The sequence below is a fragment of the Vibrio glycogenivorans genome, assembly GCF_051660965.1.
Classification (GTDB): Bacteria; Pseudomonadota; Gammaproteobacteria; order Enterobacterales; family Vibrionaceae; genus Vibrio.
Genome location: NZ_JBPVIS010000010.1, coordinates 1 through 12,564, shown reverse-complemented (window position 1 = coordinate 12,564; position 12,564 = coordinate 1). Strand labels below are relative to the sequence as shown.

Annotated in this window: 12 protein-coding genes and 1 tRNA gene; 7 read left to right on the top strand and 6 right to left on the bottom strand. The window is 47.0% G+C overall.

All coding sequences use genetic code 11. The annotated features are described in order from the left end of the window. The first annotated feature begins 82 nt into the window (after nucleotides 1-82). From rpoZ to trmH, 3 genes are all read left to right on the top strand, one after another. Nucleotides 83-355, top strand: coding sequence for a DNA-directed RNA polymerase subunit omega (rpoZ, locus tag ACSTTG_RS18155; RefSeq protein WP_164647124.1), 273 nt, complete (start codon nucleotides 83-85; stop codon nucleotides 353-355). 52 nt (nucleotides 356-407) lie between these two features. After that, the gene (spoT, locus tag ACSTTG_RS18150; protein WP_438460610.1) at nucleotides 408-2,528 is read left to right on the top strand and encodes a bifunctional GTP diphosphokinase/guanosine-3',5'-bis pyrophosphate 3'-pyrophosphohydrolase; all 2,121 of its coding nucleotides are present in this window, start codon (nucleotides 408-410) and stop codon (nucleotides 2,526-2,528) included. Nucleotides 2,529-2,592: 64 nt separating this feature from the next. Beyond that, nucleotides 2,593-3,282: a tRNA (guanosine(18)-2'-O)-methyltransferase TrmH gene (gene trmH / locus ACSTTG_RS18145; RefSeq protein WP_438460611.1), complete on the top strand. Its 690-nt coding sequence runs from the start codon at nucleotides 2,593-2,595 to the stop codon at nucleotides 3,280-3,282. On the opposite strand, the gene radC is transcribed toward trmH, so the two are convergent. After that, nucleotides 3,279-3,947, bottom strand: coding sequence for a RadC family protein (gene radC, locus ACSTTG_RS18140; protein WP_438475815.1), 669 nt, complete (start codon nucleotides 3,945-3,947; stop codon nucleotides 3,279-3,281). The two genes, trmH and radC, sit on opposite strands and share 4 nt — an antisense overlap. A gap of 227 nt (nucleotides 3,948-4,174) precedes the next feature. On the opposite strand from radC, the gene coaBC reads away from it, so the two are divergent. The 3 genes from coaBC to lpxL are packed head-to-tail and all read left to right on the top strand — an operon-like array spanning nucleotide 4,175 to nucleotide 6,951. Continuing rightward, entirely contained in the window at nucleotides 4,175-5,374 is a 1,200-nt protein-coding gene (gene coaBC / locus ACSTTG_RS18135) for a bifunctional phosphopantothenoylcysteine decarboxylase/phosphopantothenate--cysteine ligase CoaBC (protein WP_438475769.1), read from the top strand. Nucleotides 5,375-5,404: 30 nt separating this feature from the next. Then, nucleotides 5,405-5,995, top strand: coding sequence for a nucleoid occlusion factor SlmA (gene slmA, locus ACSTTG_RS18130; protein ID WP_438460613.1), 591 nt, complete (start codon nucleotides 5,405-5,407; stop codon nucleotides 5,993-5,995). 5 nt (nucleotides 5,996-6,000) lie between these two features. After that, the gene (gene lpxL, locus ACSTTG_RS18125) at nucleotides 6,001-6,951 is read left to right on the top strand and encodes an LpxL/LpxP family Kdo(2)-lipid IV(A) lauroyl/palmitoleoyl acyltransferase (RefSeq protein ID WP_438475768.1); all 951 of its coding nucleotides are present in this window, start codon (nucleotides 6,001-6,003) and stop codon (nucleotides 6,949-6,951) included. A 63-nt stretch (nucleotides 6,952-7,014) separates the two neighbouring features. Here the strand turns inward: lpxL and pyrE are convergent, their stop codons facing one another. Beyond that, nucleotides 7,015-7,656: an orotate phosphoribosyltransferase gene (gene pyrE / locus ACSTTG_RS18120; protein ID WP_438460615.1), complete on the bottom strand. Its 642-nt coding sequence runs from the start codon at nucleotides 7,654-7,656 to the stop codon at nucleotides 7,015-7,017. 123 nt (nucleotides 7,657-7,779) lie between these two features. After that, complete coding sequence (rph, locus tag ACSTTG_RS18115; protein WP_438475767.1) at nucleotides 7,780-8,496, bottom strand: ribonuclease PH; 717 nt, start codon at nucleotides 8,494-8,496, stop codon at nucleotides 7,780-7,782. Nucleotides 8,497-8,675: 179 nt separating this feature from the next. On the opposite strand from rph, the gene ACSTTG_RS18110 reads away from it, so the two are divergent. Then, a complete protein-coding gene (locus tag ACSTTG_RS18110; protein WP_438475766.1) occupies nucleotides 8,676-9,542 on the top strand; it encodes a YicC/YloC family endoribonuclease in 867 nt (288 codons plus the stop codon). A gap of 90 nt (nucleotides 9,543-9,632) precedes the next feature. On the opposite strand, the gene ACSTTG_RS18105 is transcribed toward ACSTTG_RS18110, so the two are convergent. The 3 genes from ACSTTG_RS18105 to ACSTTG_RS18095 all read right to left on the bottom strand — a co-directional run bounded on the left by ACSTTG_RS18105 (nucleotide 9,633) and on the right by ACSTTG_RS18095 (nucleotide 12,560). After that, nucleotides 9,633-11,573 (bottom strand): acyltransferase family protein, encoded by a 1,941-nt coding sequence (locus ACSTTG_RS18105; protein WP_438475765.1) that lies wholly within the window; start codon nucleotides 11,571-11,573, stop codon nucleotides 9,633-9,635. A 337-nt stretch (nucleotides 11,574-11,910) separates the two neighbouring features. Then, on the bottom strand, nucleotides 11,911-12,105 hold the full coding sequence (locus ACSTTG_RS18100; protein ID WP_438475764.1) for a hypothetical protein: 195 nt from the start codon (nucleotides 12,103-12,105) through the stop codon (nucleotides 11,911-11,913). 378 nt (nucleotides 12,106-12,483) lie between these two features. Beyond that, a tRNA-Asp gene (locus ACSTTG_RS18095) sits at nucleotides 12,484-12,560 on the bottom strand. Between the last annotated feature and the right edge of the window lie 4 nt (nucleotides 12,561-12,564).

Genomic DNA, 12,564 nt, shown 5'->3' with positions numbered 1-12,564 from the left:
CATATTTCCTCTAGCAAGATCCTTTTGATGCTTGTATAATTTCTCGTCACACTAAATTTTAGTTAACTATTTTGGAGTTCTCATGGCACGCGTAACTGTTCAAGACGCTGTTGAAAAAGTTGGTAACCGTTTCGACTTAGTTCTTATTGCGGCTCGCCGCGCTCGTCAAATGCAAACTGGTGGTAAAGATGCACTAGTGCCAGAAGAGAATGATAAGACAACGGTTATCGCTCTACGCGAAATCGAAGAGGGTCTTATCACGAAAGAAGTTCTGGATGCACGTGAGCGTCAAGAGCAACAAGAACAAGAAGCAGCAGAACTAGCCGCCGTAAGCAGCATTGCTCACAGCCGTTAATCTGCACTACTGAACCCCTCTTTCAGTAAGAAAAACCAGTCGGGCCCATAATTTGTATCTTTTTGATAGCCTCAAAGACGTTGCCCAAGAATACCTAACAGAGCCTCAAATTGAGGCTCTGCGTCAATCTTATGTGGTAGCGCGTGATGCCCATGAAGGGCAAACCCGCTCAAGCGGTGAACCGTACATCATTCACCCCGTTGCCGTCGCTCGTATCTTGGCCGAAATGCGCCTCGATATCGAGACCTTGCAAGCAGCCCTGCTGCACGACGTTATCGAAGACTGTGATGTCACCAAGGAAGAACTTGAGGCACAATTTGGTAACGCCGTTGCTGAATTGGTTGATGGTGTTTCCAAACTCGATAAGCTCAAATTCCGCGACCGAAAAGAAGCTCAGGCAGAGAACTTTCGTAAGATGGTGCTTGCCATGGTGCAAGACATCCGCGTTATTCTGATCAAGCTGGCTGACCGTACGCACAATATGCGCACGCTAGGTGCTCTGCGCCCAGATAAAAAACGCCGCATCGCGCGTGAAACGCTCGAGATCTACTCTCCTCTGGCCCACCGCCTCGGTATCCACAACATCAAAACTGAGCTTGAAGAGCTGGGTTTTGAAGCGCTTTACCCAAACCGTTATCGGGTACTCAAAGCCGTGGTCAAGACCGCGCGTGGCAACCGCAAAGAGATGATCCAGCGTATCCACAGCGAGATCGAGGGCCGACTGAGTGAATTTGGCGTAACCGCTCATGTCTTTGGTCGAGAAAAAAACCTTTTCTCCATCTACAACAAGATGAAAACCAAAGAGCAGCGCTTTCATACGATTATGGACATCTACGCGTTTCGTGTGGTTGTCACTTCCGCCGACGATTGCTATCGAGTCCTCGGTCAGGTCCATAGCCTGTACAAGCCGCGCCCAAGTAGAATGAAAGACTATATCGCGGTGCCAAAGGCCAATGGCTATCAGTCGCTACATACCTCGATGGTAGGCCCTCATGGGGTGCCTGTTGAGGTACAGATCCGCACCGAAGATATGGATCAGATGGCGGATAAAGGTGTGGCAGCACACTGGTCGTACAAAGACAAAGGCGATCGCTCCGGTACCACGGCTCAAGTCAAAGCCCAGCGCTGGATGCAAAGCCTCCTTGAGCTGCAGCAAAGCGCCGGTAACTCGTTTGAGTTTATTGAAAACGTAAAATCGGATCTGTTCCCAGATGAGATCTACGTCTTCACACCAAAAGGACGCATTGTTGAGCTACCTCTTGGCGCCACTGCCGTCGACTTTGCCTACGCCGTGCATACCGATGTCGGTAACTCCTGTGTGGGTGCGCGCGTTGACCGTCATCCATACCCACTAAGTAAGGCACTGAAAAACGGTCAAACCGTCGAGATCATCAGCGCCCCAGGTGCCAGACCCAACGCTGCTTGGCTCAACTATGTCGTGACTTCACGTGCGCGCACCAAGATCCGTCAGGTTCTTAAAACCATGCGCCGCGAAGAGTCAGTTAGTCTTGGTCGTCGCTTGCTCAATCACGCACTAGGTCGCCACTCCATTGACTCTATCTATCCAGATAATGTTCAAGAAGTGCTTACTGACCTGCGCCTAGAAACCGTGGATGATCTGCTGGCTGCGATTGGTCTTGGTGAGCTAATGAGTATCGTCATTGCCCGTCGCCTACTCGGTGATACCGATGAACTGACGACCACCAGCTCTCTGCCTTCAGATACCAATAAGAAGCTGCCGATACGTGGTGCAGAAGGGATCCTACTGACGTTTGCTAACTGCTGTCACCCAATCCCAGACGATCACATTATCGCACACGTCTCACCTGGACGAGGCTTAGTTGTCCATCGCGAGACCTGTCCAAACGTTCGCGGCTATCAGCGTGAGCCAGATAAGTATATGGCCGTTGATTGGTCTGAAGATTATGACCAAGAGTTTATCTCTGAGCTGCAAATCGATATGCAAAATCGTCAAGGTGCTTTGGCTGAGCTCACTAACGTAATCTCTAAGACAGGTTCAAACATCCACGGTCTCTCAACCGAAGAGCGTGATGGTCGACTCTACACCGTTACTGTTCTGCTCACGACCAAAGATCGCGTGCATCTCGCCAGTATTATGAAACGAATTCGCGTTATGCCTGACGCGCTGAAAGTTCGTCGAAGAAAACACTAACTAAATCAGAGCAGCGGTCACGCTGCTCTGTTGTTTCTCCCCTCGCAACTAATCTGCAAGTATTATGAATCCTGAACGCTATCAAAAAATCCAGCAAGTCTTTAAGCAACGTCAGACCGATCTCACGGTGTGCCTTGAAGAAGTCCATAAGCCCAACAACGTGTCTGCCGTGATCCGTACTGCAGATGCAACTGGCCTGCACAAGGTTCATGCGGTTTGGCCTGATGAGAAAATGCGTACCCTGACTCACACCTCGGCAGGGGCTCGTAACTGGGTAGAAGTTGAGACGCACAACAGCACGGCAGAGGCGATTAAGAGCCTCAAAGAGCAAGGGATGCAGGTATTGGTCACCAACCTGTCTGAGACCGCGGTGGACTTTCGTGAGATTGACTACACCAAGCCAACCGCCATTATTCTCGGTGGTGAGAAATTTGGCGCCTCTGAGCAAGCAAAGCAGCTCGCCGACCAGGATATCATCATTCCTATGGTAGGTATGGTTCAGTCGCTGAATGTTTCTGTCGCCAGCGCGGTCATACTCTATGAAGCGCAGCGTCAACGTGAAGCGGCTGGCATGTATGACAATGAGCACAGCTCAGTACCTGAAGAAACCATTCATCGCACCTTGTTTGAACGCGGCCACCCAGTATTGGCCAAAGTGGCCAAGCGTAAGGGCTTAGCTTACCCACCACTGGATGAAGAAGGCCAGATTGTTGCCGACAAGGCCTGGTGGGCCGAGATGCAAAAAGGCAATTAGATCCAGCCACGTTCGGCAAACGAGGTCACCTCACCATCACCGATAACGAAGTGATCCAGAATACGAATATCAACCAGCAAGAGTGCCTCAACCAAGCGCCTGGTTAAACGCCGGTCTGCTTGACTAGGCTCAGCCACTCCCGATGGATGGTTATGCGCCAAAATCAAAGCAGCGGCATTGTGGTGGAGCGCCCGTTTCACCACCTCTCTAGGATAAACGCTCGCCGCATCAATGGTGCCCTCAAACATCACCTCATCGCAGAGCACTCGGTGCTGATTATCAAGAAACAGCACCACAAACGCTTCTCGCGTTCGGTCGCGCAACAACCCCGACAAATACAGCTTGGTTTGCACTGGGCTGGTTAACGCCTCGCCGCGTTGCAGAGTCTCTGCCAGGTAGCGCTGGGTCATCTCTAGCACCGCCTGCAACTGAACATATTTTGCTTGCCCAAGCCCTTTGTGTTGGCAAAAACTCGGCTCGCTAGCAGCAAATAAGGCCCTTAGAGACCCAAAGTCTTTGAGCACTCTATCGGCGAGCTCGAGCACACCAACACCCGAGGTGCCAGTGCGCAGGAAAATAGCCAGCAGCTCGGCATCGGTAAGCGCGCTAGGCCCATGGGAAAGGAGTTTTTCCCTTGGCATCGACTCTTTAGGTAGAATAGGCAGATCCCCAAGCGCGGTTATCAGTGAGTAAGAGTCTAGTGACTCGGCTGCCAACCGATAAACAATTAAGCGCATTTTATAACTCAGCTCACACAGCCCAGTTTAATCCATTGTTTATTGAGTTAGAGCAAATCCGACTCGCTTCGCTTAACGAACTGCTGACGGAAGCTAGGCACTGCAATGACAAAAGTGCTATCTTAGCGCCCAGAAATTTAAAGGAATTACTCATTATGTCGACACTAGCTGGTAAAAATATCCTGCTTGGCATTAGTGGTGGTATCGCCGCTTATAAATGTGCTGAGCTCACCCGACGCCTCAGCGAGCGAGGCGCCCAAGTTCAAGTTGTGATGACCAACGCGGCCAAAGAGTTTATCACGCCACTGACGCTACAAGCCGTATCAGGCCGACCTGTCTCTGACAGCCTATTTGACCCTGCTGCGGAAGCATCGATGGGACACATTGAGCTGGCCAAGTGGGCTGATCTGGTCCTGCTTGCTCCAGCAACCGCTGATTTGATCGCACGGATGTCGGCAGGCATGGGTAATGACTTACTCACCACACTAGTACTCGCCACAGAAGCGCCTGTTGCGATTGCTCCAGCGATGAATCAACAAATGTATGGCAATGTTGCGACTCAAGAAAACATCGCGACTATGGCCCGACGTGGCGCCATGATTTGGGGACCTGCTGCCGGTGAGCAAGCGTGTGGTGATGTTGGCATGGGCCGTATGCTTGACCCTATGGAGCTTGTCGCTCACTGTGAAGACTTCTTTGCCCCAAAGCTACTTGAGGGTAAATCCGTTACTATCACAGCAGGACCAACCCGTGAAGCAATTGACCCTGTGCGTTATATCTCTAACCACAGCTCAGGTAAGATGGGCTTTGCCTTGGCAAAAGCGGCACGACAGCTTGGCGCTGATGTCACCCTGATCTCAGGTCCTGTCTCCCTGTCTACTCCGGCAGGTGTGCGCCGTATAAATGTTGAAAGCGCTCAGCAAATGTATGATGCGTCACTAGCGCAAGCACCTGAATCTGATATCTTTATTGGCTGTGCAGCGGTTGCAGACTACCGCCCTCAAACCGTTGCCGATAATAAACTAAAGAAAGTCGATGGTCAGGACGATATAGCTATTAGCATGGTGAAAAACCCAGACATCATTGCGAGTGTCGCTCACCTAGAAAACTACCGACCATTTACGGTGGGCTTTGCAGCTGAGACACAAGACGTAGAGTCCTACGCGCAAAGCAAGCTAGAGCGAAAAAACCTCGATATGATTTGTGCCAACGATGTCTCTATCGCAGGCCAGGGCTTTAATAGTGACGACAACGCGATAACCGTATTCTCAAACGAGGGTAAGCAGTCACTAACACTTGCGTCAAAAGAGCGTATTGCGAGCGAGATTTTGACTCTTATCGCTAAAAAACTATAAACCTCATTAAGCAGTAAAAGGAATACTTGCATGGCTGGGACCAAAAAAAGTAACCGTAAAGAAGAAATACTCCAAGCCTTGGCACAAATGCTCGAGTCGGCCGATGGCGCGTCTCGAATCACAACCGCCAAGTTAGCCAAGCAGGTTGGCGTATCGGAAGCGGCGCTTTATCGCCACTTTCCAAGCAAGGCGCGTATGTTTGAGGGCCTGATTGAGTTTATCGAGGAGTCTCTGATGTCGCGCATCAACCGCATCCTTGATGAAGAGAAAGATACCCTGATGCGTATCCGTATGGTAATGCAGCTGATCCTGGTTTTCTCTGAGCGCAATCCTGGCTTAACTCGAATTCTATCCGGCCATGCACTAATGTTTGAAAACGAGCGACTGCGCGATCGTATCAATCAGCTGTTTGAGCGTATCGAGACTTCGTTGCGTCAGATACTGCGTGAGAGAAAGCTGCGAGAGAACAAGTCATTCCCAGTTGATGAGAAGATTTTGGCCGCCCAACTGCTTGGCCAAGTCGAGGGCAGCCTCAATCGCTTCGTGCGCTCAGACTTCAAATATCAGCCAACTGAAAACTTCGAAGAGTATTGGTCGCTGCTTTGCGCCCAAATTAAATAAATCGTATGGAAAAAAGCAAATATCCTGCCCCACAATTTAGCCTTAAGCTTTTGCATCCCAAGAACTGGGGAGTTTGGCTTGGCTTTGGTTCGCTGGCGATTCTGGTGAATATTCTGCCCTACCCTTTGCTGCTAAAGTTAGGTCGCACGGTGGGGCGTATTGGTATGCGTTTTGCTGAAGGGCGCGTCGCTGTTGCTAACCGCAATCTTGAGCTTGCCTTTCCCGATATGCCGCAAACAGAACGCGATGAGCTGGTTCGAGATAACTTCGCCAATACCGGCCTTGCTTTGATTGAAACGGGTGTAACGTGGTTCTGGCCAACTTGGCGTTTTAAGCGCTTGCTGGTAGAGAAAGATATCTCCGTAGTGCGCGATCACGCCCAGAATGGTAGAGGCGTCCTGTTGTGCTGTGTGCATGCTCTTAACCTTGAGATCACTGCTAGGGCATTTGCGGTGCTTGGCGTGCCGGGCTTTGGAGCTTTCCGCCCGCACGACAACCCGGCGTACAACTTTATTCAGTACTGGGGGCGCACGCACAATGGCAATAAGCTCATTGACCGAAAAGACCTTAAGTTTATGATCAGAGTCCTTCGTCAAGGTGGGCGACTCTTCTACTTGCCAGATCATGACTACGGGCGCAACAAATCAGAGTTTGTGCCATTCTTTGCCGTTGAGGATGCCTGCACGACTACTGGCACTAGCATTCTGGCTTATACCAGCCATTGCGCGATTGTCCCTGGCTCAGGCTTTCGTAATGCCTACGGTCAATATGAACTGATTGCCGATCAGTCTATTGAGCAAGATTATCCGCGAAAAGATATGAAGGCGGCAGCAGCCTATATGAACAAGTACGTAGAAATGCTCATCATGCGCGCGCCTTCACAATGGATGTGGCTACACAAGCGCTTTAAAACGATGCCCGATGCCAATACGCGCAAAGGCATTCGTTATCAGTAAGCGACTCAAATAAAAAAGGTATCCAATCGGATACCTTTTTTTTGTTAGCTATTTGAATTCAGCTTAGATGCCGTACTCAGCGCGATAAGCTTTTACAGCCTCAAGGTGCTCTGTATTGTCACCCTTCTCTTCAAGGAAAGTGATCAAATCTGTCAGGCTTACAATCGAGATAACTGCACAACCAAAGTCACGCTCAACCTCTTGGATAGCCGACAACTCGCCCTTACCTTTCTCTTGGCGGTCGATAGCCACAAGTACACCCGCCAGGTCAGCACCATTAGCCTTGATAATCTCCATCGACTCACGGATTGCAGTACCGGCTGTGATCACATCATCAACCAGCATAATGCGACCTTCAAGTGCACTACCGACTAGGTTACCGCCTTCGCCGTGATCTTTGGCTTCTTTACGGTTAAAGCAGTAAGGAGTGTCAGTATCGTGATGGTCTGCTAGTGCAACTGCCGTCGTTGTAGCGATTGGGATGCCTTTGTACGCAGGGCCGAATAGTACATCATAATCAATACCTGAATCCGCCAGTGCCGCTGCGTAGAAGCGACCTAGACGAGCAAGGTCACGACCAGTGTTAAACAAGCCAGCGTTGAAGAAATATGGGCTCTTACGGCCAGATTTCAGCGTAAACTCGCCAAACTTCAAAACTTCTTTCTCTAGTGCAAATTCAATAAACTCACGCTGGTATGCTTTCATTGGTTTCTCTCTAAATAGATCGTTGTTAGTCCGAGGGAGACTAACCGGGTTACAAATCTCTCAAACTGCAGTAAAGACGGCGTTTGAGATAAAAAAATAGCCCCCAGACGGGAGCTATAAGAATTAGTCAGCAAGTGCCGCTTTTTGAGCCGCAACAATCTCAGTAATACCTTTCTTTGCAGAGGCTAATAGGTCCATTAGCTCTTCGTGGCTAAACGGTTCGCCTTCTGCTGTACCCTGGATCTCAATCATCTTGCCTGCTTCAGTCATCACCACATTCATATCGGTATCTGCAGCAGAGTCCTCGACGTACTCTAGGTCACAAAGAACATTTTCACCCAAAATACCAACAGATACTGCGGCAACATGCCCTTTCATCGGGTTAGCTTTAAGCTTGCCACTATCGACTAGGTGTTGGAATGCATCCGCCATTGCGACGCTAGCGCCAGAGATAGATGCCGTACGCGTACCGCCATCGGCTTGAATCACATCACAGTCAACAGTGACCATGATTTCGCCCATTGCTTTTAGATCAACGACCGCTCGCAAGCTGCGCGCGATCAGGCGTTGGATCTCCATCGTGCGACCACCTTGCTTACCACTTGCGGCTTCTCGACGTGTGCGAGAATGGGTAGCGCGAGGTAGCATGCCATATTCAGCAGTAACCCAACCTTTGCCCTGACCTTTTAGCCAACGAGGCACATTTTCCTCAACGGTCGCATTACAAAGTACTTTCGTGTTACCAAATTCAACTAAAACTGAGCCTTCCGCGTAAGCGGTGTAGTTGCGGGTAATCTTAATAGGACGAACTTGATCTTTAGCACGATCGTTTGGACGCATGGACTATTACCTTATCGAGTGAGGTGTGGGTTTGATTGGTGCGGATTATAGCGGAATCACAGCCAATTCGCTAACAGATTGCGGAATATGCAATTGACCTAACACTGTGGTCAACGCTTCTAATCAGGATGTGCTAGTATTGCGCTGTTAATTTTCAAAAGATTAAATAGGAAAATTCGATGATCTTCAGTATGACAGCCTACGCTCGTAAAGAGGTAAAAGGCGATTGGGGTAGCGCGATTTGGGAAATTCGCAGTGTGAATCAACGCTACCTAGAAACCTACTTCCGCATGCCTGAGCAATTCCGCGGCCTTGAGCCGGTATTGCGTGAGCGATTCCGTAAACGTTTGGCGCGCGGTAAAGTGGAATGCGCATTACGTTTTGAGGCAAACCCAGCGGCGAAGGGTGAGCTAACTATCAACGAAACTCTAGCAAAACAGGTCGTTGACGCTGCTAATCAAATTATGGGGATTACCGGTGAATCAACCCGCCTTAACCCATTCCAAGTCATGCAGTGGCCGGGTGTCATGGAAACGCCAGAGCAAGATATGGATGCAATCAATACCAGCCTGCTTAGCGCCTTTGACGAGGCATTAAGTGAGTTCATTGAAGCGCGTGGTCGCGAGGGTGAAAACATGAAGGCACTGATTGATCAGCGCCTAGAGGCAATCACTGCAGAAGTGACCAAAGTCCGCGCACGTATGCCTGAGATTCTAGACTGGCAGCGCGAACGTCTACTCAACAAGTTTGAAGACGCTAAGGTTGAGCTAGAGCCAAGCCGAGTAGAACAAGAGCTTATCTTGTTGGCACAAAAGTCAGACGTTGCAGAAGAATTAGATCGCCTTGATTCACACGTCAAAGAAGCCACAAATATCCTAAAGAAAGGTGGCGCTGTAGGTCGTCGTCTCGACTTTATGATGCAGGAATTCAACCGTGAATCGAACACCCTAGCCTCTAAGTCTATCAGCACTGATATCACGGCATCAGGTGTAGAGCTGAAAGTCCTTATCGAGCAGATGCGAGAGCAGATCCAGAATATTGAATAGTGATCAGGACTCTTAAAGAAACGAATTAATAGACACCAAACCCCTGAAATAAAAAGGGGTTTGGTACTTGTGCTACTCTGCAAATGAAGCTTAGTGTAACAAACTAAATGCATTACTAAACATTGGTGTCAGTATTTTATTACCAAATTCACTCATATGATCACCATCATAATAAATTGGAAGCCCATCTTTTTCTCCGATACATATACCACTTTTACATAGGTATTCATAAGGATCAGCAACCACAGCCCCGCAATCGCTGGCTGCATCAGATATAACTTCTCGAATTTTTGAATTTCTCTCAAAGTATAAATCTTCACTTATAGAAACACTTGTTTCTCGACCAAACATCAAGTTTCTCGACATAGTATCCGGCACATTAACCCTCATTTCAGGAACTGGCTGGGTAATAATGACAGGAGATGCTTCTGTCAGAGTACATAACGTATCAACTAATGCAGCATGAAAATCAACCAAAAGTTCTTCTTCGTTCATAGATATATTTTCACCAAAGTACATAACTGGCCCATTATCATTATTACGAATACGCTTAGGGTTGGACTGACCATATATATAAGAAGGCCAACGAGCAATCAAAACCAAAGGGGTCCCTTTGTACTTATTAAGGTCTTCTAGCCTTAGGTGATTTTCATGGTAGCACCCCTGTATATCACCTTCACGTCTGTCTTTATAATTAAAGATGAAAGGACAAGAAGCTCTGTTTAACGCTATAATTCCTTCTTGATTAAGATCGAGCATAGAGGATATAGATGTTGTCAGCGCGTCAGCATGACTATCTCCAATAATGACAGCCTTAAGATTTTCTGTGTTACCGATATAACAATGGTCTAGACGTGCTTCTCCTCCCTCTCTGCGCTTAATACAGCCATAAGGGTTTCTATTCCTTTTCTCTAAGTTAACAGCTAACACCTCTTCAGCATAATGAAAGTGGAAGCCCTTTGTTTCTTTACATAAAAAACCTACAAGACCTATGAAGAGAAGCATACAAAGAGGCTTAACCTTTAAGATATCACTCCATTTTTCATAAATAGTGAATTTATAACTTTCAATAAGTGTAAAGCTAATAAACCCCATAACAATGGATAGAGGAAGTCCATATAGGAACCAATTAGAAATATCTAAATAATAACCTAGAACAACGATAGGCCAATGCCACAAATAAATTGAGTATGACCACCTACCTATATGCTGAAAAATAACATTATTAGTAATAGCACTAGTTTGCTGGTTAGCTAGTATCACTAAGTACCCCCCTAAAACAGGCAACAAAGCAAAGTGACCTGGCCAAGGAGTATCGCTTGATACAAAGGCAAAAGAGGAAAAAATCAATGATAGCCCAACAAGCTCTATCAATTTTTTCTTTCTACGAGAAATGTTCAAAGGGTAAAGAAACGCTACTCCACCAACCATCATTTCCCATGCCCTTGCTGGTAACAAAAAATAAGATGAAGTAGGCCATTTAATTGTTGCTACAACATTGAACAAAAACCCTAAAACAGTCAACACTACAATAATTTTCTTTAAGTTGTCTAAGGAGAAAAATTTTTTTAGTACAACAATTATTAACGGGTATAAAATATAAAACTGCCATTCAGCAGACAGAGACCATGTGTGCAGAAGCCACTTTTCATATGATGATGAATCAAAGTACCCTGCTTCTCCAAAATAAGTATGATTAGAAATAAAAAGGAGGCTGCTATAAACATGCTTACCTAGTGTTCGATAGTCTAATGGCGCTAGGTAATACCACCCAAAAATAATCAGAACTAAACATAAGAAAACAAGAGCTGGAAATATTCTATTTGCGCGAGCGACATAGAACTTAAATATATTAAATTTACCAGCCTCTAAGGCTCTAAAAGTTATCCCTGTCATCAAGAAACCGGAAATAACAAAAAAAACATCAACACCCGCAAATCCCCCGGGAACCCATTTAGGGTCAAAATGGAAAAGAACGACAGCAATGACAGCTATCGCTCTTATGCCATTTATATCATATCTAAAATTCATTATTAGCACTCAAATTTAAATCTGTGCACATTTTAACTTTAGGTCAAGATAACGCAAAGCATTAAATCACATGAAAAAGTTCGCTTCTGATTCTCTTACTTCTTCACTAAGAGGGAAACTAGTATATTATTCACAACAATAAGCCTAAAGCTATCGACTGTGTAGTCTAAGTAGGTAAAGTGAATTAGTTAATGGCTAAGAAAGATTTACAGCCAGGTCAAACTCTAGCTTGTCACAGAGCAGCATTGCACAAGAAAACACTAGAATATAAAAAAGGTATGAATGCCAGTCACAAAATCTGACTGGCATGATAATTTGACTAGCCAGCATCAATAAACTACCTATCGACAGACATCCCAATAGAGTTCAAGCGGTCTTTAAACTCTTCTAGGCTTTCGCCTTTGTAAGTCGGGTTCCCCATAAAATAACGTGGTTTTTCCGGCAGCATCGCGTTTTTAAGCTCTTTCTCCTGCTCCGGGTTATCATGGTAAACCGTCACACGATGTGGAATTTCTTGCTTAATCTCAGGCATTTCTGACTCCTTGTTTAACAACGTACCAAATAAACCTAGTAGATAAAGACAAAGTTTCCATCGGTAGACGTTTTTGAGCACAAAGGATCAAGGCAAGATCACAAAACAATGAAAGCAAAGAGGTGAAAGTCAAAAACAGAGAAATGAATCAAAGAAAAAGTAGATATTAGGGTTTGAGAAGAAGGGCCATAAAGCAATGGCAGACTAGGGTTTATTCCATACAGAGTCATATCAAAAGAAAAACTACTCGCTCCTCGAAGCGTTAGCGTCCCCGAAGTACAACGTACCCGCCCCCTCGATTCTCGCCTCTCGCAACGCAGTGATCTCGACTCTTAGACGCAAAAAAGCCCAAGTCTTTCGACTTGGGCTTAATATAAGTGGCGGAGTGGACGGGACTCGAACCCGCGACCCCCGGCGTGACAGGCCGGTATTCTAACCAACTGAACTACCACTCCGCAG